Origin of the sequence: Marinobacterium rhizophilum, assembly GCF_024397915.1 — a bacterium.
Taxonomy (GTDB): Bacteria; Pseudomonadota; Gammaproteobacteria; order Pseudomonadales; family Balneatricaceae; genus Marinobacterium_A; species Marinobacterium_A rhizophilum_A.
The window spans coordinates 104,138-129,480 of sequence record NZ_CP073347.1 but is presented as its reverse complement, the minus strand read 5'-3'; the positions used below and the strand labels follow the sequence as shown (position 1 = coordinate 129,480).

Sequence of the window (25,343 nt, the reverse complement as noted above, 5' to 3'; positions counted from 1 at the left end):
CAAAATCCTCTGTTCACCTATGATAACCAAATCCCGAGGGCTTGAGGTTGAGCAGTGATCGAACGCGCTCCCACCCGGCACCGCGCCACCTGCGCCAAATGCAAAAAGGGCTTCCCGCAGGAAGCCCGATACAAAGGCAGATGGAACTCGGCCGGCGGATGCGGCGACTATGACAGCGCCCGGACCCGGGCACGCAGGGCAAATTTTTGCACCTTGCCGGTGGATGTCTTGGGCAGCTCGCCAAACACCACGCTTTTGGGCACCTTGAAGCGCGCCATCTGCTCGCGGCAAAAGCCGATAATGTCAGCCTCCGATGCCGTGGCGCCGGCTTTCAGGCAGACAAAGGCGCAGGGTGTTTCGCCCCACTTGGCATCCGGCCTGGCCACCACCGCCGCTTCGGCAACGGCCGGGTGGCGGTAGAGCACGTCTTCCACCTCGATACTGGAAATATTCTCGCCACCGGAAATGATCACATCCTTGGAGCGGTCCTTGATCTCGATATAGCCATCAGGATGCCACACCGCCAGATCGCCGGAGTGAAACCAGCCGCCGGCAAGGCTCGCCTCGGTGGTGGCGGGGTTTTTCAGGTAACCCTTCATCACCAGGTTGCCGCGCATCATGATCTCGCCGATGCTCTGGCCATCCATCGGTACCGGCTGCAGGGACTGCGGGTCCGCCACCATGAGCCCGTCCAGCATGGGCGCACGCACGCCCTGGCGGGACTTGAGCCGGGCCTGTTCGGCCAGCGGTCGCTCATTCCAGGCCTCATGCCAGGCGCAGAGCACCGAGGGCCCGTAGGTTTCGGTCAGGCCGTAAACATGGGTCACCCTGAAGCCCAGCTCTTCCATGCCCTGGATCACCGCCGCCGGCGGCGCCGCCCCTGCGGTCATGACCTTGACCGGGTGCTCGATGCCCTGCTTGAGCGCATCCGCTGCGCCGTTAAGCATGTTCAGCACGATGGGCGCGCCACAGAAGTGATCGACCTTCTCGCGCCTGATGGCATCGAAAATGGGCTCGGCCCGCACATGGCGCAAGCACACGGCGGTGCCTGCGGCCAGCGCCAGGGTCCAGGGGAAACACCAGCCATTGCAGTGAAACATCGGCAGTGTCCACAGATACACGGGACTATCCCCCATGTTCCAGGACACCAGGTTGCTGGTGGCATTCAGGTAGGCGCCGCGGTGATGATACACCACGCCCTTGGGGTCACCCGTGGTGCCGGAGGTGTAATTCAATGAAATGGCCTGCCACTCGTCCTGCGGCGCGTGCCAGGGCTCATCGGCGTCACCTTCGCCAAGCAGCTGCTCGTAGGTCAGCGCACCGATAAGCTCACCCTCCTGCCAGCCAGGATCATCGATATCGATCACCAGCGGCGGCTTCTCCAGCCCCTGCAGCGCACCGGCCACTACGGCGGAGAACTCCCGTTCGGTGATCAGCACCCGGGCGTTAGCATGCTGCAGGATAAAGGCGATGGCGTCGCTGTCCAGCCGGGTATTGATAGAGTTGAGCACGGCGCCACACATGGGCACACCGAAGTGCGCCTCGAAGTGTTCGGGCAGGTTCGGCGCGATGATCGATACCGTATCTCCGGGCTGCACACCGCGGCGGCGCAGCGCACTGGCGAGCTTCAGGCAGCGCTCATGGGTCTGCCGCCAGCTGCGCCGCAGTGCCCCGTGCACCACCGCCGTGCGATCGGGATAAACAAAGGCGGCGCGCTCCAGAAAACTCAGCGGCGTCAGCGCGCTGTAGTTGGCAGGCGTTTGCGCCAGACCCTGCTCGTAAGGATGTTGTTCTGACATACAGGCCCCTCGGCTCGCGAAAGATTAGCGATCAGGCATCAACCCGGGTTCACTCAGAAATTCTGCTTCAGCACCTTGCGGAACTGGCCGACGATGCCGTTGCGAAACGCCAGCACGCAGATCACGAAAATGGCCCCCATGATGATATGGATGTAATTCCCCAGCTCGCCACCGGACAGGTAGTTCTGAATCGTAACGATAGCCGCCGCCCCCACGAAGGGTCCGAACAGCGTACCCATGCCGCCCACCAGCGTCATCAGTACCACTTCACCGGACATGTGCCAGTGCACGTCGGTCAGGGATGCCAGCTGGAACACCAGCGTCTTGGTCGAGCCCGCCAGCCCCGCCAGCGCCGCCGAGATAACAAAGGCCACCCACTTGTAGTCATTAACGTTGTACCCCAGCGAAATCGCGCGCGGCTCGTTTTCGCGAATGGCCTTTAGCACCTGGCCAAAGGGCGAGTGCACCGTGCGCTGGATCAGCCAGAAACCGAACAGGAAGATGGCCAGCACGAAGAAATACATCTGCAGGTTGTCCGACAGGTCGATAAAGCCGAACAGGTACCCGCGCGGCACGCCCTGGAGGCCGTCCTCGCCGCCGGTAAAGGGCGCCTGCAGGTAGAAGAAAAATGCCAGCTGGGCCAGCGCCAGGGTCACCATCGCAAAGTAAATCCCCTCGCGGCGCACCGCCAGCTTGCCGTACAGGGCGCCCACCAGGCCCGCCGCCAGGGTACCCGCCAGGATACCCAGCTCCGGCGTAATACCGGTATTGATCATCAGGTAGCCGGTGACATAACCACCGGTGCCCAGGAACACGGCATGGCCGAAGGACAGCAACCCGGCAAAGCCCAGCAGCAGGTTGAAGGCGCAGGCAAAGAGTGCAAAACACAGCACCTTCATCAGAAATACCGGGTAGAGCACAAAGGGGGCCACCAGTGCCAGCAACAGCAGCACCAGGTTCAGCTTCGAACGGGTAACAATTGCAGTTTTCATAAACAACTCCTGTGCAAAGCCGGCTCAGGCTTCCTTGCCGAACAGGCCCGCGGGCTTGATCAGCAACACGATCACCATCACCAGGAAGATCACCGTGCTGGAGGCTTCCGGGTAAAAGTACTTGGTCAGGCCTTCAACGACCCCCATGCCAAGGCCGGTAAGAATGGCACCGCCGATCGAACCCATGCCGCCGATCACGACGATGGCAAAGACGATAATCAGCAGGTTGGACCCCATGTCCGGCGATACCGAGTACACGGGCGCGGCCATGACACCGGCAAAGCCCGCCAGCGCCACACCAAAGCCGAAGGTCAGGGTGACCATCAGCGGCACGTTAATGCCAAAGGCCTGCATCAGCTGGGCATTCTCGGTACCGGCGCGCAGATAGGCCCCCAGGCGGGTTTTCTCGATCATCCACCAGGTGGCCGCACATACCAGGATGGAGGCAACGACTATCCAGGCGCGGTAGGCCGGCAGGTACATGAAGGGCAGCTTGATACCGCCCTGCAGCGCCTCGGGAATGGCATAGGCCATGCCGGACGAGCCGAATACATGGGTAAACATGCCCTGCAGCATCAGTGCAACACCGAAGGTCAGCAGCAGGCTGTAGAGGTGATCTTCGTTGGCAATCGGGCGAATCAGCACCCGCTCCATCAGGATGCCCATGGCCCCCACGGCAAGCGGCACCAGCACCAGTGCCAGCCAGTAGTTGAGCCCAAAGTAGTTGAGCGCCATCCAGGCGGCAAAGGCGCCCAGCATGTACATCGCGCCCTGGGCGAAATTGATAATCTTCAGCAGGCCGAAAATTATCGCCAGCCCCAGGCTCAGCAGCGCGTAGAAAGAGCCATTGATCAACCCTACCAGCAGCTGGCCAAAGAGCCCGAACAGGTTAATACCAAGAAAAGTGGCCATACAATACCCCGACTAAGGCCAGCCCCGCGCCGCAAAGCTCCGGCGCGGGGCCTGTTATCATGATTTGGCGAAGTTGCATTCCGGCAGCATCGGCGCATAGGCCTTGTCACCCGGAATCACGTCGACCACCTTGAAGATATCGTCGGCATCACGGCGCTCATCCGGCTTCTTGATCTGCACGTAGTACATGTCATGCACCATGCGCCCATCGGCGCGCAGGGTGGCATTGCGGGCAAAGAAGTCGTCGGGCTTCATTTCCTTCATCTTCGCCATCACGGCATCGGACTCGTCGGTACCGGCGGCATCGATCGCTTTCAGATAGTGCATGGTCATGGAATAGGCGCCGGCATGGCCCATGGCGGGAATGGCACCGTGGCGTTCCTTGAAGCGCTTGCTCCAGGCGCGGGTGGCATCATCGTAGTCCCAGTAGAAACCGGTGGTCAGCGTCATGCCGCCGGCGGTGGCAGGATCCATCGCCTGGGCGTTGGGCGTGAAGACCAGCAGGCCAGCCACATCGGCGGTCTGGGTCAGGCCGAATTCGGCGGCGGTCTTGAGCGCATTCACCGTATCGCCGCCGGCATTGGCCAGGGCCACCACGTCGGCGCCCGAAGACTGTGCCTGCAGTACATAGGACGAGAAATCCGTGGTGCCCAGCGGCGCACGCACCCCACCGACCACTTCACCACCGTTCTGCTGCACGACCTCGGTGGCGACGCTTTCAAGCGCATGGCCAAAGGCATAGTCGGCGGTGATGAAGAACCACTTTTTCTTGCCCGACTGCACGATCGGCTTCACGGTGCCGTTCGCCATGGCCGCCACGTTGTAGGTCCAGTGCACGTTGTAGGGTGAGCAGGCGCTGGTGGTAAAGGCATTGGATGCGGCGGTGGAGATCAGAGCAATCTTTTTGTTATCCGTCAGCACCTTGGTGGCCGCCCCCACCACGGCAGACGACACCAGCCCGCCCACCGCATCGACCTGTTCATTTTCAACCCACTGGCGCACCTTGGCCGAGCCGACATCGGGTTTGAGCTGGTCATCGGCGCTGACCACCTCGATCGGCATGCCGAGCACCGTGCCACCGAAATCTTCCACCGCCATCTCGACGGCGGTCACGCAGCCAGGACCACAGATATCGGCATAGACACCGCCCATATCCGCCAGTACACCGATCTTGACCTTGTCATCGCTGACAGGCCCTGCCTGGGCGAAGCCAGCCAGAACCGTGGCGGTCGCGACAGCGGCGGTCAGCAGAGTTTTTTGCATCGCTTTCATTGGGTTCACTCCAGTTTTTGTTGTTGTTGCGTGATTCGTGATTCGTGATTCGTCTGCAGTGACCATCGTTCAGACACCCAGGTAGGTGTTCAGCAGGTCGGTTTTGGCCTCGAGTTCATGGGCGTGGACTTCTTCGACGATATGGCCGTGTTCCATCACGTAATGCCGGTCGGCGATGGGGGCTGCGAAGCGGAAGTTCTGCTCCACCAGCAGGATGGTCAGGCCACGCTGCTTGAGCTTGAGCAGCACCTGGGCCAGTTTCTGCACGATCACCGGCGCCAGGCCCTCGGTGATTTCATCCAGCAGCAGGATATTGGCCCCGGTGCGCAGGATGCGGGCCAGCGCCAGCATCTGCTGTTCGCCACCGGACAGCCGCGTGCCCTGGCTGAAACGGCGCTCGTAAAGGTTGGGGAACATCTCGTACAGCTCGTCCACCGACATGCCGTCCGAACGTACCGTCGGCGGCAGCATGAGGTTTTCCTCGACGTTCAGGCTCGAGAAAATGCCGCGCTCTTCCGGGCAATAGCCCAGCCCCAGGTGAGCAATGCGGTGCGGCGCCAGCTTGAGGGTCTCACTGCCGTTGACCATGATGCTGCCGCTGCGCCGGCCTACCATGCCCATGACTGCGCGCAAGGTGGTACTGCGCCCCGAGCCGTTGCGGCCCAGCAGTGTCACCAGCTCACCCTGGCGCAGGGTCAGGTCGATGCCGTGCAGAATATGGGACTCGCCATAGAAGGCATGCAGGTCACTGATACGGATTTTTTCACGCGAAGACGATGTGCTCATGCCCCGGCTCCTGCAGCTACACCCATGGAATCCGGCCCGATGCTGTGCACTGCGGCGGCCTGGGGCTCATCATCGGCCACACCGAGGTAGGCTTCTCGCACCCTGGGGTCGGCCGATACGCAGGCATAGTCACCTTCGGTGAGGATGGCGCCGCGCTGCAGCACCGTGATGCGATCCGCCAGTTTGGCTACCACGTGCAGGTTGTGCTCCACCATCAGGATGGTACGCCCAACCGATACACGCTTGATCAGGTCAGCGACCACCTCGACATCTTCATGCCCCATGCCCTGGGTCGGCTCATCCAGCAGCATCAGTTCAGGGTCCAGTGCCAGGGTGGTGGCAATTTCCAGCGCGCGCTTGCGACCATAGGGCAGATCCAGCGTCTTGCTGTGGGCAAACTCGCTCAGGCCAACGTCATCCAGCAGCTGCATGGCCCTGTCGTTCAGGCGATTGAGCACCCGCTCGTGCTTCCAGAAGTGGAAACTGTTGCCTTCCTTGCGCTGCAGGGCCACGCGCACGTTTTCCAGCACGCTGAGGTTGGGAAACACCGCCGATATCTGGAACGAGCGCACAATGCCAAGACGGGCGATCTCCGCCGACTTGCGGGCGGTAATATCCTTGCCGTTGAACAGGAGCGTGCCACTGCTGGGCGTAAGGTACTTGGTGAGCAGGTTGAACACCGTGGTCTTGCCGGCGCCGTTGGGGCCGATCAGCGCATGGATGGCACCACGCTCGATCTGCAGGTTGACAGCATCCACGGCAGTAAAGCCCTTGAATGCCTTGACGAGATTTTTCGTTTCAAGAATTAGATCCTGACTCATGCAACACGTCCCCGCTGCCACGGCATTACGCCTGAGCAGCCTTATTGTTGTATTCGGGATCGGGGCCCAAGCCCCCCGGTTGCACTCAATCTAGGACAGGACCATTGCGTGAATTTGTCGCAAATCCAACGAAATGTAACAAGGTGGCTTGCACTTTGGTCGTGATATAAGGGATTTCCCTAGGCAAGTTGGTTAAGATGGGGCAACTCCAGCGCAGGACTCAGCATGTTGCCAGGCTCCAAGCTCACACGCCGTTTCTTTACCGTGATAGCCCTGATCATTGCGGCCATCTTTCTGGCCTTCTATGCCTACTCGGTCCCGCTGATCCAGAAAAAAGTGTTCGAAATCGAGCGCAACAACAGCCGCACGACCCTGAACAACATCTTCGAGCTGGCCAGCCAGATGCATGTCAGCGTGGAGGACTACCGCAAACGCACCCTGAACGCCCACGAGCAGCGGCTCAAGGCCGTGGTCGCCCTCACCGCCATGCACATAGACGAAAGCCTGGCCCAGGCCCGCCGGCTGAACATCCCCCCCGAACAGGCCCGGGCCCGCCTGTTCGAGCGCCTGCGCAGCTTCAGCTATGGCCGCGGCGACTATGTCTGGATCGCCGATTACGACTCGACCCTGCTGTCACACCCGGAAGCGGCGTTGCACAACCGCAGCGCGTTGAACCTGCGGGACAGCGAAGGCAACAGCATCATTCCGGAAATCGTCGCCCTGGCCATGCAGGAAGGCGAAGGCTTTTATCGCTACAAGTGGCACCGCCTGGGGGAAACCCGCAGCCTCGACAAGTTCTCCTATGTCCGCAACTTCCCCGACTGGGGCTTCGTGATCGGCGCTGGCGTCTACCTGGACGACATCGATGCCGAGGTGCAGCAGCAGACCGCCCAGGCGCTGCAAAAGCTGCGTTCGGGCCTGCTGGAGCTGCGCATCGCCGAGACCGGCTACATGTACGTTTTCGACGGTGACGGCAACATGCTGATCCACCCCAATGCCAACCTCGATGGCACCAATTTTCTCGACCTGCTGAACCCGACCTCGGGCCGCTCCATCGCCGCGGACCTGATGGACATCGCCGCAAGTGGCGAGGAGCTTTACTACCAGTGGGACAAGCCCTCGGACCCCGGCCACTACAGCTACGAAAAGGTTGCCCTGGTACGCTACCTGCCGGGCTTTGACTGGTACATCGGCTCGTCGGTTTACGTGGATGAACTGCGCAGCAGCTCCGAAGTGCTCACCGATCGCATCCTCACCATGGCGCTGATCGCCATGCTGGCGGCGATACTGCTGGCGTTTATTTTCGTCCACTGGGTGACGCGCCCCATCCGCCGCCTGTCGGAAACCGCCGAGCGTGTCAGCGACGGTGAGCTGGGCGCGAAAAGCGGCATCAGCCGCGATGACGAACTCGGCGTACTGGCCCGGGCCTTCGACCGCATGGTGGACCAGCTGCGTGGCAACATCCATACCCTGGATGCCAAGGTGCAGGCCCGCACCCGGGACCTGGAGGCCAGCAACCGCCAGCTGCTCGGCGCCGTCGCCTCCATGCAGCAGGCGCAGCAGGAGCTGCGCACCCACGAAGCCCGCCAGCGCCTGATCCTGGATGCCCTCCCCGCCCAGATCGCCTATATCGACAGCAACATGCACTATGTCTTCGTCAACCAGGGCTATGCCGACGTGTTTGATCGCAGCAAGGACGACATCGTCGGCCGTCACCCGTCCGAGATACTCGGTGAGCAGATGTTCGCCGATATTCACCAGCAGATCGAACGCACCCTGGCCGGCGAAGAGTCGGTGTACGAATACCGCATTCAGCGCGAAGACCGGGAAATGATCACCAAGCGCATGCTGATTCCGTTTCACTCCGCCGACGACGAGGTCAATGGCCTGCTCAACCTGTCGCTGGATATCACGGCGGAAAAGGAGGCAGAAAGGACCCTCAACGAGGCCCAGCGCATGAGTGCCGTCGGGCAGCTGGCCGGTGGCCTGGCCCACGACTTTAACAACCTGCTGTCCATCCTGCTGGGCAACCTCATGGCCATGCGCGACAACCCGGCCCTGAACGATGCCCTGCTGCGCTACCTTAACCCGGCCATCCGCGCCACCCGGCGCGGCGCCGACATTACCCGCCGCCTGCTCGCCTTCTCGCGCCGCCAGCCGCTCAAGCCGTCTGCGGTGCCACTGCCCGGCCTGATCAGCGACCTGGCCGAGCTGCTGGCGGGCCCCCTGCCCAACAGCATCCGCATCGACTACCGGTGCGCTGCCGACGCCCCCCAGCCCTTCGTCGATGCCGGCCAGCTGGAAGATGCCCTGGTCAACCTGGCGCTCAATGCCCGTGATGCCATGCCCGACGGCGGCACCCTCAGTTTCGAGGTCTGCGGTCGCCACGTGAGCGCCCCCCTGACCTATGACGAACCGGTGCTGCCCGGCGACTATGTCGAGATTCGTGTACGTGACACAGGTCACGGCTTTTCCAGTGAAGCCGCCTGCCTCGCATTCGAGCCGTTTTTTACCACCAAAACCGGCGGGGCAGGCTCGGGCCTTGGGCTCAGCATGGTGTACGGCTTCGTCAAGCAGTCCAGGGGCTATATTCAGATCCAGAGCGCACTCGAGCAGGGGTCGGTCATCTCGCTGCTGCTGCCAGCCTCTGTGCCAGCGCAACTGCCGGCCAGGGAGATGGGCAACAGGGACGGCGATGAGGCCGCGGATGACGGCCAGAACAAACTGATCCTGCTGGTCGAGGACAACCCCGACGTGCGCCAGGTCGTGCGCGAGCAACTCATTGCGCTGGGCTATAACGTGATCGAGGCCTCGGGCGCCGATGAAGCCTCGCTGCTGATCAACTCACTGGAGGGCCTGCACGGCATGGTCTGCGACATTATCATGCCGGGCTCTCTCAACGGCTTCGAGCTGGCCCGCCAGCTCTACGACCACACGCCGGGCAGTCGCATTGTGCTGATGAGCGGTTACAGCTACGAACAGGATCCCGGCGATAACAGCGACCACTTTTTCACCATGCTGCCCAAGCCGTTTGAGCAGGACGCCCTGCGCGCGGCCCTGCGACGCGAATCGCTCGCCAAGCAGTCGCGAACGGCCACCGGACTCACCCCTACTCCCCAATAATAAGAAAGGACATGCATTTACCGTGAAACAGAACCGACTGATCTATATCGTCGATGACGAGGCTGATATCTGTACGCTGGTCAGCGATGAGCTGGAGCGATTTGGCTTTGAAACCCGCATCTTTCGTACCGGTGCCCAGGCCGCCCAGGCCATTCGCCAGCGCCGGCCAGACCTGTGCATCATCGACCTGGGCCTGCCCGACATGGACGGCATGGCACTGGTGCGCCAGCTGGGCGAGCTGCAGGGCGTGGGCATCATGATACTGTCAGGCCGCGACAGTACACCCGATCGCGTGATGGGGCTGGAACTGGGTGCCGACGACTACATTACCAAGCCGTTCGAGCCGCGGGAGCTGGTCGCCCGCGCCAACAGCCTGCTGCGGCGCCTCGAGCAGATCGATACCCCGACCCCCGACGCACGCCCGCGCCAGGCGGCCTTCGGCGACTGGACCTTCGACCCCGCCAGCCTGACGCTCAGCCATGCCCGCGGCGACTCGGAGCTGCTCAGCAGTGCCGAAGCCCAGCTACTCAATGCCCTGCTGCGCGCGCCCCGGCAGATACTGTCACGTGAGCAGCTGCTGGGCGACCGGGCCGACCCATTTGATCGCAGCATCGATGTGCGCATGTCGCGCATTCGCAAGAAAATCGAGGTGGACCCGAAGAACCCGGCCATTATCAAGACCATCTATGGCGCGGGCTACATGCTGATGACCGAGGTCAGCTGGCGACAGAATTGAGCCGCGAAGGAGCAGGCCGAGGGGCCTGAGTGGTGCCTGGCCCTGTCGGGCGCGGCGTTCTGGCGGTTACTTTTCGTCCAGTTTTCAGGCACAATACGCGGATGATTAAACGCCCGACAAAATCCGACCTGCGCCGCGAACTGGAACAGCAGATGGCCGATTACCTGAAGCAGGGCGGCCAGATTACGTCTGTCGAACAGGGCGCCAGTGGCCTGGCCAACGGCGCTTACAACAAGCACCAGTTCAGCATCGGCCAGCCCAAGCAAACCCGCACCGCGGTGCCCGAGGTGCTGGTTGCCATCGACTCAAGGCGCAAGAAAGTCCCGCCTGCGCCGCAAAAAACCCGCCAGCGTACACCGCGCCAGCAAGTCATCTACGACGACTTCGGCGAGCCGCTGCGCGTTGTCTGGATCGACAACTAGGCGACGTCCGTTTCACTCAGCACAGCTGCAGTGGCAAGTGGCAAGTGGCAAGCTAGCCCCTAGCCCCTAGCCCCTAGCCCCTAGCCCCTTAGAGGGTACCTTACTCGGCCTCTTCCACATCTGCCGGCGCATCCTTGGGCCCGCGCCGGAATACGATGTATCCATCAAGAAACGCCTGCAACACCTCGTCGCTGCATTCCTTGTAGTTCTTGTGCCCGGGCTTGCGGAAATAGCCCGACAGTTCCGCCTTGTTGATGCTGTGTTCGGTGAGGGCGAAGATGGTAAACAGATCCGCTTCTTTCAGGTCCAGGGCAATACGCAGCTTTTTCAGTACATCGTTGTTCGTCATTGTCGATCCGGTCAGTCAATAGCATTAGAGAGCCGCCCGAAAAAGGCAGGCTCACAGGCGCCCTACTCTACAGCAAAACCGCTCTCGCGCCTGCGGCAGGCCGCAAAGATAATCACGCCAGGGCGGCACCGACACGAACCCCTATAAAAAAAGCCCGGAGGAGTCGAAACTCCAGCCGGGCCCAAAGGGATTGACAGCATCAATCGGTAAAACGCGGGGGTATAGCCTTAAAACGTCATTTCAGGCACGTGATCCGGCACGATCAGCTTGCCGGCGGTCTTGGAGACAATCTCTTCAACCGACACGCCCGGCGCACGTTCACGCAGGATAAAGGCGCCATCTTCGATTTCCAGCCAGGCCAGGTCGGTCAGTACTTTCTTGATGCAGCCGGCACCAGTCAGCGGCAGCGAGCAGTTGGACAGCAGCTTGGATTCGCCATGCTTGGATGCGTGGGTCATGGTGACGATGATGTTATCGGCACCGGCCACCAGGTCCATGGCGCCCCCCATGCCCTTGATCAGCTTGCCTGGAATCATCCAGGACGCGATGTTGCCGTGCACGTCCACCTCGAAGGCCCCGAGTACGGTCAGGTCGACATGTCCGCCGCGGATCATGGCGAAGGACTCCGCCGAAGAGAAAATGGATGCACCATCGATTGCCGTGACGGTCTGCTTGCCGGCATTGATCATGTCCGCATCCAGTTCTTCCTCGGTAGGAAAGGAACCCATGCCCAGCAGGCCGTTTTCGGACTGCAGCATGACTTCCATGCCCTCGGGGACATAGTTGGCCACCAGGGTCGGGATACCGATTCCCAGGTTCACGTAATAGCCGTCTTGAAGTTCGCGCGCTACGCGCATTGCAATCTGTTCGCGAGAAAGTGCCATGGTTCTGCCTCTTGCGCTGGAGCGACCCGCCCGCAGGCCGGTTGCTCACTGAATTTGTTATTAAGAAATACCGGAGAGTTTATGCCTGGCGCAGGGTGCGCTGCTCGATACGCTTCTCGAACGTGCCCTTGATTACCCGCTGCACATAGATGCCCGGCGTGTGAATCTGGCTGGGTTCCAGCTCGCCCGGCTCAACGATTTCCTCGACTTCCACCACCGTGATCTTGCCGGCAGTCGCCGCCATGGGGTTGAAGTTCTGCGCAGTGTGGCGGTACATGACGTTACCGTAGCGGTCGGCCTTCCAGCCCTTGACGATGGCGAAGTCACCGGTAACAGACTCTTCCATAATGTAGGAGCGGCCATTGAAGTCACGTACTTCCTTGCCTTCGGCAATGGGGGTACCAAAGCCTGTGGCGGTGAAGAACGCCGGGATACCGGCACCGCCGGCGCGCATCTTCTCGGCCAGGGTTCCCTGGGGCGTCAGTTCAACCTCCAGTTCACCGGCCAGCAGCTGCTTTTCAAACAGCGCATTTTCGCCCACGTAGGACGAGATCATTTTGCGAACCTGGCGGTCTTCCAGCAATACGCCCAGACCAAAGCCATCCACGCCGCAGTTATTGGACACGATGGTCAGGTCCTTCACGCCCATTTGCTTGATGCGGGCAATCAGGTTCTCCGGGATACCGCACAGGCCGAAACCACCGGCAATCACGGTCATTCCGCTTTCAAGGCCTACCATTGCCTCTTCATAGGTACTTACAACTTTATCGAAACCGGCCATCACGCCACTCCTGATTATTGTTAGCCACTGTGCGGCTGTGTTCTCTCTGGTTGGAAATTGTGCAGCAACTCGATATATTTAGTAAGTTTGATTTTTATATTTATTAATTTATTTTTCAAATTTAAATTCCCTTACCGATGATGCTGAAAACATGACCATCAAGCAATTGCGCGCCTTTATCGCCGTCGCCCGCACCTTCAGCTTCGCCGAGGCCAGCGTGCGGGTGCACCTGTCACAGCCGGCGCTGAGCCTGGCGATCAAGAAACTGGAAGACTCCCTGGGCGGGCGCCTGCTGAACCGCACCACCCGCACCATCGCCCTGACCCCCGAAGGCGAGGTCCTGCTGCCTATCGCCGAACGGTTGCTGGCAGAATGGGACAGTGTAGAAGAAGAACTGCACCAGCGTTTTGCCCTGCAACTGGGCAAGATCGCCATTGCCGCCATGCCCTCCTTCGCAAGCTCCCTGCTGCCCCAGGCGCTGCTCGGGTACCGGGCGCTCTATCCGCGCATCAATATCGAGGTGCATGACGTCATCGCCGAAAGTGTCGTCGACATGGTGCGCCAGAACCGCGTTGAGGTGGGCGTCACCTTCGACCCCGGCGCCAGCGACGACCTGCTGTTCCGCCCGCTGTTCAGCGACGACTTTATTGCCGTGCTGCCCCGCAACCATCCGGACTCAGGCTCAGCTTCCCTGTCCTGGCATCAGCTGCTGCAGCACGACTTCATTACGCTGCAACGTCCCTCCAGCCTGCGTATCCTGATGGAAAGCCAGCTGGCCGAACGGGATCTGGCACCACGCGTGGCCTTCGAGGCGCACCAGCTCGCGACCGTGGGCCGCATGGTCGCAACGGGCCTTGGCGTCAGCGCCGTGCCCGCACTCTGTCGCCAGCAGATGCAGGAGCTGGGTGCCTGCTGCACTACCCTGACCAATCCCACCATCTCGCGCCGCGTCGGCATCCTGACCCGCAGCAACCACCAGCTGTCCGTTGCCGCGAGGGCCCTGATCGAGGTACTAAGCGAAACCTTCAAGAAATAGCCGCCCCGTAGGTCGCGGTTAGCACAGCGTAACCCGACAGCCAGCAGCAACCACCCCATCATGTCGGGTTACGCCCTGCGGGCTAACCCGACCTACATTGGCGGCTTATTGTCTTTAAAATTCGCACCCCAACGGGACTACCTGCATACCGCGATTGCCCTGTATCACTCGGCACCAATCCCGGTAAAATCCATCTCTCCCCGACCCCAATTTGCAGGATAAAGCCCTGCAGCGACATACCCGCGGAAGCTGGGATACGGCCAAGCCATAGCCGTAGCAACCACGCCATGCTTGACCGGGTTGAAATGGATGTACTCAACATGCCGGATAAAATCATACTCGTCGCGCAGCAGGTGCTCCCAGTAACGATGTTGCCATACCGCCTGCTGCTTCTTTGCCGCCCTTACGAGCCCCGGCTCAGGCCGCATCAAGCGCCAGCGTGTCGCAAAATCGGCATCTTGTGGCGGTAGCGTCCAGATACAGTGCAAGTGATCGGGCATTACCACCATAGCCGCCACCTCAAAAGGACGCTTAGCCCGCACAGCCCGAAACGCACCACGCAGCAACTCCACATTATCTGCGTCGGCCAACCAAGGCCGCCGCTGTTCCGTAACCAGGGTAAAAAAATACGAAGCCCCAGGGACAAAGGCACGGCGGTAGTTCATAGCGTAATCATCCTTGATTATCTTGTCGGGTTAGGTCCTAGATTGGCAGCAGCTGTTGTGTCACAACTCGCACCCACCCCGTAGGTCGCGGTTAGCGCAGCGTAACCCGACAGCCAGCAGCCACCCGTCATCCCCATCATGTCGGGTTACGCCCTGCGGCCTAACCCGACCTACATTGGCGACCCAAAAACAGTCCAAAAAGGGCAATAAAACAATATAATAATTATAATAAACAAACAGTTAATGGTGCCGATAAGAGGATTCGAACCTCCGACCTGCTCATTACGAATGAGCTGCTCTGCCGGCTGAGCTATATCGGCGCCGAATGTTGCCAAGCCTGCTCGTCAATTCGGGTGGCTGCCACGCATCAGAGCGCGTTCATGCGAAAACGGTAATCCTCGTAGCTGAGGATAACGCCTTTGGGAATGATCTCTTCCAGCCGCAGCTGTGGCGTTATACGCTGACCTTCGCGCATCATGCGCTCGCCAATTTTCACCCGGCGCGATGCCGGGTCCGCCGAGTAGATATGCACGCTGAAGACCAGCTCCGGCAGGCTGCGTTGTACGTCCACAGGTAACTGGCGCCGAAACGGCAGCCCGGCATGGGCATCAGTGCGCGCCTCCGGCTGGGGCTGCTCCACCCTGTGTGCCCTGTCCGCGGCGCTGTCATTCTCGGGGGACCTGGTGGGCACGGCAGCCTGCTCGGCACCTTGCTGAACAGGCTGCGTGCGGGGAGCGGTCGGGGCCTCCAGCTGGATACGCACGCCTTTGAGCTCGTCATTACCTATGGCCTCCACGATCATTTCCGCCACGCCGACCGACGGTGCGACCGGCGCTTCCCCGGGGGCATCCACGGCGCTCGGTGCCCCGTCAGCCGGCGCTACGCCCTGGTCGGTACCGGAGTCGTTTGCTGCAATGGCCGTCGTCGCCGCAGGACTGTCGGTTCGGTCGAGGACCAGCCACCCCAGCAGGACAATGGCCCCCATCAGCGCCACTGCCAGCGGCCATCGCCCCGATCGGCGCCTGCTGCGACGGGTCGCAAACGCCGGTGCAGCGGGCGACGGATCCGGCGGTGCGTCCTCCTTGCGCCGGCCTTCGGACTGTTTAAGGGCTTCCAGGATATAGGACATGACTAGCGCTCCTGGCCGGGTTCTAGCAGCGGAAGGTCGGCCAGCGTCAGGGTATTCAGGTGAATCGCGGTCTTAGGCCCGACCACGGCGTCAACACTGAGGCCCCGTCGCATCTGAAACAGCCGCACCTGCTCCACCAGGGTTTCGTCATACTGGTTGCTGGCCTCCAGCTGCACGGCGCCATTAAGGCGCGCCAATTGCTGGCTGAGCCACTCGACGCTGCCGCCACTGGCACCGGGCCAGATGGGTCCCCGGTACTGTGGCGGCACGCGCCACAGGATGCTGTAACTGCCCGGCCAGCGCTGCGCCAGCTCGTTATAGGGAACATCCAGGATCTCGCCGGACACCATCAGGCGCGCGACCTCGTCATTCAACGCCAGTACGGTGGCATGCACCACCCCGCCTGGGGTTTTCAGGCTGACCACGGCCGGGCGATTAAGCTGCTGCAGTGAAATCAGGTCGCCCCCGGTCACCAGGCAGCCCAGACCCCGGCTTTCGGCAAAGCGACACACCACCGGGTTCTGCCGCGGGTCATAGTCCTGCTTCCAGACCGCAAAGAGCGCCCGATACGCCTGCACCAGCCCAAGATCCGTATCCGGCTGCACCGGCCAGCTGAATGCCTTGGTCGACAGGCTATCCGGCAGCGACTCTGGTAGACGGCTAGAGGCCGTAGGTAGCGGTTGCGCGCGGGCCTGCAGCGATGCCAACGGCACAGCAGAGGGTACCGGCTGGACGGCCGGGGCTGCTACCGCGGGAAGTGCAACAGGCTCTTCAGAAGACGCGACAGTCGGTTCGGCGGCCAGCGCACCGTCGGCGACGGCAGTGATACTCACCCTGCCGCCATCGTCTGTGGCCAGCGCCGCATCCGCCGATGACGACTCGAACAGGCTGAAGTTCGACAGGGTCTCCAGGGTCGGCAGTGTAAAGGCGGCTGTTCTGGAGCCATCGGCCACCCAGGCTGCCACGGCAAACCCCACCAGCCAGGCCGCAAGACCCGCTGCAACCGCCAGCGCCAGCAGCCAGCGCCAGCTATCCCGCGCAGAAAGCTGCAGCGCAGCCTCGTTGCCGAAGACCTCGCGGGACGCCTGGACCAGCGTTGCCACCTCGACGCGGTTGTCCCGCTGTACAAAGCTGCCCAGCAGGGCCCGGTCACAGAGTATGTTCACCACCCGTGGAATGCCGCCGGACAGCCGATACAGGCGTTTCAGCGTAGCCGCCGGGAAAATCGGCCGGTTCAGGCCGGCCACCGCCAGGCGATGGACGATATAGGCTTCCAGGTCCTTCGGCGACAGCGCCCCCAAATGAAAGCGGGCCGTAATACGCTGGGATAGCTGGCGCAACTCAGGGCGGGCCAGCAGTTCCAGCAGTTCCGGCTGGCCAACCAGCACAATCTGCAACAGCTTGCATTCATTGGTTTCGAGGTTGGTCAGCAGTCGAATCTGTTCCAGCAGCACGACACCCAAGTTCTGCGCCTCATCAATAATGAGCACGGTATTGCGCCCCTGGGCATGGGTATCGAGCAGGTGACGATTGATAAGGTCGATATAGGTTTTGCTGCGCACCTGATCGCCTGGGGGGTAGATGATTCCCAGTTCGTCACAGAGCGCGGCCAGCAACTCTTCAACGCTGGCCTTGGGGTTCAGAATCATGGCGACATCAGTGTTGTCCGGCATCTGTTCCAGCAGGCGGCGACAGACCGTGGTCTTGCCGGTACCCACCTCTCCGGTCAGCAGTACAAAGCCGCCATTGCTGCCAATGCCATACAGCAGGTGTGCCAGTGCTTCCTGGTACTGTTCGCCAAGAAACAGATACCGGGGATTAGGCGCTATCGAGAACGGCGATTCGCTCAAACCAAAATAATTGTTGTACATCTTCACCACCTATCGGGGCCTAGCAGCCTGTCGGACTTAACACTGATCTACTGCGGAAAAGCCGATTTTGGCCATTTTCTGTACTCTTTTATTGTTAAATAGAACCACTATTCACCTCAAAAGGGCCCAAAAACTGCCTCAAAACGGACTTTCCCTCGCTACGACCGGCCAAGCCCGACAGGCTGCTAGCAACAACTATAGATGCAGCCGGTACCTTTTACCGGCTGGCGCGGTCTATTCCTGCCTGCGCGCAACAACAGGCACACAGATGCTCGAAATGGGCTTCCTGCTTGAAAACAAAGCACTTAAACCCCGCAATAGTTGCAGCAATATCCGATTGCACGCCACCGCGGCATCCTATACTTGTTACAAAAGCGAAACACGAACAGCACTCTGCGCCCTTTTACGCTCACTTACCCTGTAAATCACTATGACCCTATCAACGATCACAGAGGGTCAGGGACGACACCTTGAATCACCGGGCACGGCCGCTCGCACAGCGCTATTCCTGGATATTTGCGATACTCAGCGCGCACCCAGCCTGGACATTAGCCTCAACGGCTGGACACTCGACCGCGTGACCAATATCGACAGTGCCCGGGATTCTCTGCGCAAGCATGATTACTATGTCGGCCTGGTTAAACTCGACTGGCCATCCATCCAGGACAGGGACGAAATAGAAGACTTCTTTCATCAGGACCAGTACACCAACTGGATCGCCCTGACGACGCCCGAAGTTATGCGCGACCATACCTTCAGACGCATGCTGTTTGAGAATTTCTACGACTACTTCACCTTGCCGCTGGATCAAAACCAGAGCTATCTTCGCGCCACGCTGGGCCATGCCTATGGCATCAGCCGGCTGCGCAAACTGGAAGACAAGCAGCTGTCGCTGCTGGACGAATTTCACATGGTGGGGGCAAGCCCCGCCATCATGGAAATATTCCAACAGATACGCAAGGTAGCCACCGCCGAGGCTCCGGTACTGATCACCGGCGAGAGCGGCACCGGCAAGGAACTCATCGCCCGCGCCATTCACCAGCGCTCGGCACGCCACAAGGGGCCCTTTGTGGCCGTCAACTGCGGCTCGCTGCCCGACACCCTGGTGCACTCGGAGCTGTTTGGCTACGAAAAAGGCGCCTTTACCGGCGCCTACAAACGCAAGATCGGCCGCCTGGAAGCCGCCGCCGACGGTACCATCTTCCTGGACGAAATCGGCGACCTGCCACTGGACATGCAGGTACACCTGCTGCGCTTCCTGCAGGAGCAGACGCTGGAGCGCCTGGGCAGCAACGACAGCATTCGCGTCAATGCGCGGGTCATCGCCGCCACCAATATCGACCTCGACCAGATGGTGGAATCCAGCGACTTCCGGGAAGACCTCTACTACCGCCTCAATGTACTCACGGTAAAGGTGCCCTCCCTGCGTGAGCGCGATGGCGATATCGAGCTGCTGGCACGGTTTTTCTTCCAGAAGTTTCGCAACGAGCAGGGCTGCCATGTGCGCGGCTTCACCCAGCAGGCGCTGGCCGCCCTCAATGCCTATGAGTGGCCCGGCAATGTGCGCGAACTGATCAACCGCATCCGCCGCGCCATGGTCATGAGTGACAACCGCCTGGTGACACCGGATGACCTGGGGCTCGATGACACCGTCTGCAGCAGCGGCCAGCAAATTACCCTGGAAGATGCGCGCAACCGGGCAGAAAAACAGGCCATTCGGCAAAACCTGGAGCTCAGCCACAACAACGTATCCAAGGCCGCGCGCATGCTCGGCGTCTCCCGCGTGACTCTCTACCGCCTGATGGAAAAATACCAGATGCGCTAAAAGCCCCTGCCGAACATTCGGGCAGCACGTCGTAGTTCCCCACGTCGCACGCATTGCATAAAGATCGCAACCCTGCCACCCGTCGCTTTCATCAGCTGCCAATCAAACGCTACAGCTATTTAACCCACTGTTTCAGTAAGTTTACAGTTTGCGCTCTTGCCCAACGGCGTCGGCTGCACCAAGCCTATATTTATCAAGTAGTTAAATAATTGGCTCAGAATGTGCTTTTCTCTATTTAAAGTCTATTCAAGACCTGATATCCCAGGTCTGAATTTTTCTGCGGCGCCATGACGCGTCAACAACAGCGAGGCCCGGGGAGTTTTTACCCGCGACGGGAATCAAATCAAGAGAACAGTGGAAACGTCGGTTCGGGATCAACCGATATCCAGACCTGACACCTCAGGCTGCACAGGGTGAAGCCTGAACAAGACGAGCCGTACCATGAGCCGTTCCAAAAGCCACTACTACCGCAGCCGACTGCTAAGGGAACGGATTCGCAGGGACGAGCGCACAGTGCCCGCATCCCCCGCCGGGGCGACGAGCGACGCCGCGGATGACACCTTTGTGCTGCCCGACTATTTCACCTCCCCCTACCCCGGCGAGCACCTGGACGACGATCAGGGCCGCTACCCCAGGGTTGTACTCTGGGACGAGGTCGTCTGAACGGCCTCACTCCCACATTTCGAAAACCTGTAACAATTCCAATACAGTTATTCCTTCACTGAAAAACGCACTCGCTAATATCGTTGATATGGATAACTGTTTCACCAGCCTTACGCTCTGGTTGGGTAAAAGATTTCCTCGTCTCCATTCAGCAACACTTATGGAAAGTACTGTACAAATTTGAGTCACATATCTGCAACGATATTCCACATCTGTATAAATAGCCCCCAAATCAACATGCTATAGTTCTTACCAACTTAACGGGTCTCTTATTTGTGACTTTCTACTGAATCAAAATTGTAACAGTCGCCCGCAGGCGTATCGCAGCCGCACTGAACAGGGATGCTCAAAATGTACAAAATTGAAACAGAGGGATGCCAACTGCAGAGCGCCAGGCGTGTGAATGTAACCGCGGTAATACAGTACCGCGGCAATAAATTAACAGAGAAAAGATCCTCTCCCGACAAAGGCAAAGCCTGAGTAATCAGGCGGCGCAAAGTTACGGGTCCTTATACAAGCCTAAAGCCATATAAGGATCGCCGGACCGCCGAAGGAGAGAACCACTTACGGACAGGCCGCTAGAGGATCTTTGCTGAATAACATCTTCAGGAGAGATCTATGCACGGCTCGAAGAACTTCAGTGCCCGTATTTGCACTCGTACACTGTCGACTATGGCGGCAGTAGGCATTGCCATCTGCGTTTCTGGCCCCGTGCTGGCTGCCAAACCAAGCTCATCCAAGGGCAAGCCGCAAGAAACCGAAACCAGCAACTACAACGCCCTGGCCATGGCGACAGAAACCTACCAGTTTCGCAACCTGTCGGGCGACAACAGCTGCCTGGGCGAGGACGACCACCTGACTTGGAAAGCCATCGGCGATCTAAAACCGGGCGAGAGCTTTACCTTCACACCCCAGTACCCCGCGTGCAACTACCACCCGGCGGCCATTTCAGTACAGTTGTCATGGCAGGGTTCCGAACTCGAACTTGTTAGCACAGTGCCATACAAAGACTTTGCGAGCTCCGATACGAGCCAGACAGGCAAGGACATTATTGCACCCGTGATCGGCAACAGCGCCCAACTGTGTATGTTTCCCAATTACAAGGAAGACAATATCGTTTATTCCGTTACTGTAACCAATATCGGCGACTCGATTGCCCGGAATATCGTTGTAGATGGTCATAGTGAGAATGACTGGGTCGATTACTATTACAGCCGATGCATTCATGCTGACGGTGACGGTGACGGCTGGAACGACAGCCTGGAACACACCATGGCCAGCCTGGTGCGCTACATCGGCTATATCGACGGCGAGTTTCAGATGAACACCCTCTGGGGTCCCAACTACCTGAAACCCCAGACCGATACCCTTGCGGCGAACGACGAGGTCGACAGTTACCCTGCAGACTTCAACGATGACGGGCAGGTAGACGGTTTAGATGTGAACAGAATCAGCCAGTACCTGGGCCAGGGGAACGGCATTCCCCTGGAAGCCATCAGCCCAAACCCAGGTGATGCTGAATACCTCTACAGGAACACCCTGGAGTGGCGTCGCTTCGATCTTGACGGCGACGGCTTTGTATCGCAAACGGATATCGATATTGTATCGGCACTCGAGGGCTACCCCATACCCATGTCTGAGGACATCATTCATCCGACCGCCCGAGTGCTGTCACCGGTGGATGGCGGGAGTGTTTCCAAGGGCGGCTACACCCAAATTCAGGGACATGTATGGGACAATGCGAGTATCACCCGCGTCGATTACATCGTGGATGGGCAGGCCGTCTGTTCTGTCACGGAACCCTCACCGATGTGGGGGACTACTTCACCATACTACAGCTGCTGGTGGAATGTACCCAAACGACAGGGACTCCACGATATCGAAATCAGGGTATTCGATGGGGCGGGCAATATTGGCACAAGCGACAACATCCGGATATCGGCACAATAAATGTTGAAGGTGAAAAAAGGGCAGGATTCTGACCTGCCCTTTTTCCTTTTTACCTGATCCATCGGCTCCGTTACGGATCGACCACAATTATGCAGGTATAGGTTCCCGGCAACAGATCAACAGATGTCTCGGAAACATCATCGAACGCCGCCGGAGACAGGTCTACCGGGTTATTGGCCAGTTGGCAATCAATGGTAGCAGCAGTCCCACCGTCCACCTGCGAACTGAACGACACGGTGATATCCGACAACGGCGTATTACTGAACGAGACTTCCTCTCCCACATAAGGGCTGTCGTCACAGCCGGCAACCGTATCAACCGTGACAAACTTGGTCAGATCACCATCGGCGGCGTACCCTGTCGGCAAGGTTTCAGTGACGCTGTAATTACCGCCAAAGAACTCGCTGAACAACAAATCATCGACACAGGCCTGACCATTTGCGTCCGTCACCACCTCAGCCGGCACAGCAAGGCCACCACCACTGACGGTAAAGGTTACACCCGCATGGGCATGATCTCCCGGACCGTCAGCCGCATGCTTGCGGGTTTTGGTGATCAGAATGGCGCCGCGTTTGCGCGGGTCCACAAACTCCAGATTGACCGTTTCATTGAGGCTAAGGTTGGTGCACTGCGGATCAGCCGTTTCATAACCCACCGGTGTTACCGTTTCGACCAGACAGTAGCCCCCCGGTGGCAGAATTTGATCAATAGTGCAGATCCCGGAAGCACTGGTTACACAGGTTTTACCGGTGCTGGTATCGACGCCATTATCATAGGTTCCGACGGTACCCAGGTCGTTATACAACGTAAACCCGGCACCCTGCAGAACATTGTCGGCATCGTCTTTTTTCAGGATATTAACGCTGGCCGGCTGCCTCGGGTCAATGAATTCCAGATTGATCGTTTCGTTCAATCCGATACTAACGCACTGCGGATCGGCCGTATCGTAACCGGTTGGCGTGAGTGTCTCGACGAGACAGTAATCGCCTGGCGGCAGAATATTGCTAATTGAGCAAACGCCCGATGCATTGGTCGTACAGGTCTTGCCAGTGCTGGAATCGACACCGTCATCGTAGACCCCGACCGTACCCGCGTCGTTATACAGTGTGAACTCGGCCCCCAACAGCAAGTTCGGCGGCTCGGCGTCATCCTTTTTCAGAACATTGACGGTGGCTGCCTGTCTCGGGTCGATAAACGTCAGGTTGACGGTATCGTTTAGACTCAAGCTGACACACTGCGGATCAGCTGTCGTGTAACCGCTCGGGGTGATCGTTTCAACGAGGCAGTAGTTGCCCGGCGGCAAAATATTGCTAATTGAGCAAACGCCTGATGCATTGGTCGTACAGGTCTTGCCCGTGCTGGAATCGACACCGTCCTCATAGGTTCCGACCAACCCTGTGTCGTTATACAACGTGAACTCGGCGCCTGACAGCAGGTTGGGGGGCTCCGCATCGTCCTTCTTGAGAATATTGACGGTAGCCGGCTGCCTCGGGTCAATGAATGTCAGCTCGACAGTTTCGTTGAGGCTTATATTTTCACATTGCGGAGCTGCGGTATCATAGCCAGTTGGCGTAACGGTCTCAACGATGCAGTAATTGCCCTGTGGCAGGATGTTACTGATCGAACAGACACCCGCAGCATTCGTCGTACAGCTCTTGCCGGTACTGGTATCGACACCGTCATCATAGGTCCCAACTGTACCGACGTCATTATAGAGTGTGAACTCGGCGCCCAACAGCAGGCTTGGAGGATCAGCGTCATCCTTTTTCAGGATATTGACGGTAGCCGGCTGCCTCGGGTCAATGAATGTCAGCTCGACAGTTTCGTTGAGGCTTATATTTTCACATTGCGGAGCTGCGGTATCATAGCCAGTTGGCGTAACGGTCTCAACGATGCAGTAATTGCCCTGTGGCAGGATGTTACTGATCGAACAGACACCCGCAGCATTCGTCGTACAGCTCTTGCCGGTACTGGTATCGACACCGTCATCATAGGTCCCAACTGTACCGACGTCGTTATAGAGTGTGAACTCGGCGCCCAACAGTAGGCTTGGAGGATCAGCGTCATCCTTTTTCAGGATATTGACGGTCGCCGGCTGTCTCGGATTGGTAAACATCACATCGAAATCATTATCCGCTGTCACTGTACCGCAATCGTAATAATCGGGATCCGTGGGCAATGAATGCCCTGTTGGTGGTGTGACCTCTACGATGCAGTAATCTGCGGCGAAAACGTTTATCCAACTGCACTCACCATCGCTGTCGGTTGTGCAATCGGGAATAACGACAGCCGGATTGGAATCCCGCACTGTGGCGCGAGTATCCGGTGTCGCGGCCGAAGCGGTATCAAAGACACCAACAGTTCCGCCATCATCGTTATATAGCCGGAAGACTGCGCCGGCCAGGTTCATTGGCGGATCACCGTCATCTGTTTTCTTGATATTGATATTGGCGCAGTTGCTGATATTGACCGGATAAGGCGCGATGAAATCTTTCATCTGCGCGGAGAACGAGTCCGATGAACGGCTTTTCAACGAAGCGAAACCAAAAGATCTGCACGCACCCGCAGGAAAGATTGCATTCAGGTCGATACTGGCTTCACCAAAGGTATAGGGATCGAAAGAGTCTATGCCCAAGGCACCGCTGCTCACCGTGCTCGTATTGATCGAGCCAATGGCAATCCCGGCAAGATCCGTCTTGTTACCCCAGCAGGGGTAACTGTTACTGGCCTCGCAGTTACCGCCGGATACCAGCCATTCATAGAGGAACAGCTGCGGCGTGGTGCCGCCTTGTGCCAGCTTGTATTCCACCAGCAGGTCGCCGGCTTCGCGTACAGGGAACTGCGCGCCCGTGGAAGTAGCCGGATAGAGGTTGTTGCCGGCGTTGAACTCGAAATCCATCAGAGTTGTACCTGAAGGGTTCTGAACCCGAGTCCAGAACAGGTTCAGGAAGTCTCCACCATTGCTTTCCTGATAGACACCGAAGTGCTTCAGGTCACTCTTGTTGTTCGGAATGCTACCGGTCGTCGTCTGCGGATTGACACTGTCCTCCTTGGTACCACCCTTGAACGAATCGTCGTTACTCCCGGTGAGCTGATCTATTACCACCACTGCGGCGGAAGCCACGGCCGGCAGCGCCCAGTCAATCGCCGGCGGGACAGTACCGTCGACCGCAAAGTTGGCATTGGCGTCAATCTCAAAATGACTACCCGGCAGCGATGTCGCCGAGACCATCAATGGAACGAACCCGAGTGCGGCGCCCAATATACAGGCGCCGATCCGTCTTCCCCTTGTGTCGGTTTTCATGTTCAGCCCCTCCTTTTAAAAAG

General features: G+C 59.1%; 20 protein-coding genes, 1 tRNA gene and 1 riboswitch. Of the genes, 7 read left to right on the top strand and 14 right to left on the bottom strand.

Annotated elements, in window-relative coordinates:
• Positions 1-167 precede the first annotated feature (167 nt).
• From KDW95_RS00535 to KDW95_RS00510, 6 genes are all read right to left on the bottom strand, one after another.
• Positions 168-1,799, bottom strand: a complete 1,632-nt coding sequence (locus tag KDW95_RS00535) for an acyl-CoA synthetase (RefSeq protein ID WP_255854274.1) — start codon at positions 1,797-1,799, stop codon at positions 168-170.
• A gap of 53 nt (positions 1,800-1,852) precedes the next feature.
• Positions 1,853-2,791 (bottom strand): branched-chain amino acid ABC transporter permease, encoded by a 939-nt coding sequence (locus KDW95_RS00530; RefSeq protein ID WP_255854273.1) that lies wholly within the window; start codon positions 2,789-2,791, stop codon positions 1,853-1,855.
• 24 nt (positions 2,792-2,815) lie between these two features.
• Positions 2,816-3,703 (bottom strand): branched-chain amino acid ABC transporter permease, encoded by an 888-nt coding sequence (locus KDW95_RS00525; RefSeq protein WP_255854272.1) that lies wholly within the window; start codon positions 3,701-3,703, stop codon positions 2,816-2,818.
• 57 nt (positions 3,704-3,760) lie between these two features.
• The gene (locus KDW95_RS00520; protein ID WP_255854271.1) at positions 3,761-4,975 is read right to left on the bottom strand and encodes an ABC transporter substrate-binding protein; all 1,215 of its coding nucleotides are present in this window, start codon (positions 4,973-4,975) and stop codon (positions 3,761-3,763) included.
• Positions 4,976-5,044: 69 nt separating this feature from the next.
• The gene (locus KDW95_RS00515; protein WP_255854270.1) at positions 5,045-5,761 is read right to left on the bottom strand and encodes an ABC transporter ATP-binding protein; all 717 of its coding nucleotides are present in this window, start codon (positions 5,759-5,761) and stop codon (positions 5,045-5,047) included.
• Entirely contained in the window at positions 5,758-6,582 is an 825-nt protein-coding gene (locus KDW95_RS00510; protein ID WP_255854269.1) for an ABC transporter ATP-binding protein, read from the bottom strand. The genes KDW95_RS00515 and KDW95_RS00510 overlap by 4 nt, the downstream gene beginning before the upstream one ends.
• Before the next feature lie 225 nt (positions 6,583-6,807).
• Here KDW95_RS00510 and KDW95_RS00505 point away from each other — a divergent pair, with 225 nt between their 5' ends.
• From KDW95_RS00505 to KDW95_RS00495, 3 genes are all read left to right on the top strand, one after another.
• Positions 6,808-9,705, top strand: coding sequence for a cache domain-containing protein (locus tag KDW95_RS00505; protein ID WP_255854268.1), 2,898 nt, complete (start codon positions 6,808-6,810; stop codon positions 9,703-9,705).
• 22 nt (positions 9,706-9,727) lie between these two features.
• A complete protein-coding gene (locus KDW95_RS00500; protein WP_255854267.1) occupies positions 9,728-10,441 on the top strand; it encodes a response regulator transcription factor in 714 nt (237 codons plus the stop codon).
• Positions 10,442-10,542: 101 nt separating this feature from the next.
• Complete coding sequence (locus KDW95_RS00495; RefSeq protein ID WP_255854266.1) at positions 10,543-10,863, top strand: hypothetical protein; 321 nt, start codon at positions 10,543-10,545, stop codon at positions 10,861-10,863.
• A gap of 100 nt (positions 10,864-10,963) precedes the next feature.
• Here the strand turns inward: KDW95_RS00495 and KDW95_RS00490 are convergent, their stop codons facing one another.
• The 3 genes from KDW95_RS00490 to KDW95_RS00480 form a co-directional block, all read right to left on the bottom strand.
• The gene (locus tag KDW95_RS00490) at positions 10,964-11,212 is read right to left on the bottom strand and encodes a DUF1456 family protein (RefSeq protein WP_255854265.1); all 249 of its coding nucleotides are present in this window, start codon (positions 11,210-11,212) and stop codon (positions 10,964-10,966) included.
• Between the two features lie 227 nt (positions 11,213-11,439).
• Positions 11,440-12,096, bottom strand: coding sequence for a CoA transferase subunit B (locus KDW95_RS00485; protein ID WP_255854264.1), 657 nt, complete (start codon positions 12,094-12,096; stop codon positions 11,440-11,442).
• Between the two features lie 79 nt (positions 12,097-12,175).
• Positions 12,176-12,877: a CoA transferase subunit A gene (locus tag KDW95_RS00480; protein ID WP_255854263.1), complete on the bottom strand. Its 702-nt coding sequence runs from the start codon at positions 12,875-12,877 to the stop codon at positions 12,176-12,178.
• Positions 12,878-13,028: 151 nt separating this feature from the next.
• On the opposite strand from KDW95_RS00480, the gene KDW95_RS00475 reads away from it, so the two are divergent.
• Positions 13,029-13,913 (top strand): LysR family transcriptional regulator, encoded by an 885-nt coding sequence (locus KDW95_RS00475; RefSeq protein WP_255854262.1) that lies wholly within the window; start codon positions 13,029-13,031, stop codon positions 13,911-13,913.
• A 164-nt stretch (positions 13,914-14,077) separates the two neighbouring features.
• Here the strand turns inward: KDW95_RS00475 and KDW95_RS00470 are convergent, their stop codons facing one another.
• The 4 genes from KDW95_RS00470 to KDW95_RS00455 all read right to left on the bottom strand — a co-directional run bounded on the left by KDW95_RS00470 (position 14,078) and on the right by KDW95_RS00455 (position 17,578).
• Positions 14,078-14,578: an REP-associated tyrosine transposase gene (locus KDW95_RS00470; protein ID WP_255854261.1), complete on the bottom strand. Its 501-nt coding sequence runs from the start codon at positions 14,576-14,578 to the stop codon at positions 14,078-14,080.
• Positions 14,579-14,822: 244 nt separating this feature from the next.
• A tRNA-Thr gene (locus tag KDW95_RS00465) sits at positions 14,823-14,898 on the bottom strand.
• Positions 14,899-14,945: 47 nt separating this feature from the next.
• Positions 14,946-15,707 (bottom strand): general secretion pathway protein GspB, encoded by a 762-nt coding sequence (locus KDW95_RS00460; RefSeq protein WP_255854260.1) that lies wholly within the window; start codon positions 15,705-15,707, stop codon positions 14,946-14,948.
• Positions 15,708-15,709: 2 nt separating this feature from the next.
• The gene (locus KDW95_RS00455) at positions 15,710-17,578 is read right to left on the bottom strand and encodes an ExeA family protein (RefSeq protein ID WP_255854259.1); all 1,869 of its coding nucleotides are present in this window, start codon (positions 17,576-17,578) and stop codon (positions 15,710-15,712) included.
• A 430-nt stretch (positions 17,579-18,008) separates the two neighbouring features.
• Here KDW95_RS00455 and KDW95_RS00450 point away from each other — a divergent pair, with 430 nt between their 5' ends.
• From KDW95_RS00450 to KDW95_RS00440, 3 genes are all read left to right on the top strand, one after another.
• Positions 18,009-19,403, top strand: coding sequence for a sigma-54 dependent transcriptional regulator (locus KDW95_RS00450; RefSeq protein ID WP_255854258.1), 1,395 nt, complete (start codon positions 18,009-18,011; stop codon positions 19,401-19,403).
• 441 nt (positions 19,404-19,844) lie between these two features.
• The gene (locus tag KDW95_RS00445) at positions 19,845-20,066 is read left to right on the top strand and encodes a hypothetical protein (RefSeq protein ID WP_255854257.1); all 222 of its coding nucleotides are present in this window, start codon (positions 19,845-19,847) and stop codon (positions 20,064-20,066) included.
• A gap of 458 nt (positions 20,067-20,524) precedes the next feature.
• Positions 20,525-20,618, top strand: a riboswitch (cyclic di-GMP riboswitch).
• Positions 20,619-20,684: 66 nt separating this feature from the next.
• Positions 20,685-22,016, top strand: coding sequence for an Ig-like domain-containing protein (locus KDW95_RS00440; protein ID WP_255854256.1), 1,332 nt, complete (start codon positions 20,685-20,687; stop codon positions 22,014-22,016).
• Between the two features lie 70 nt (positions 22,017-22,086).
• On the opposite strand, the gene KDW95_RS00435 is transcribed toward KDW95_RS00440, so the two are convergent.
• A complete protein-coding gene (locus tag KDW95_RS00435) occupies positions 22,087-25,320 on the bottom strand; it encodes an MSCRAMM family protein (protein WP_255854255.1) in 3,234 nt (1,077 codons plus the stop codon).
• Positions 25,321-25,343: the final 23 nt, after the last annotated feature.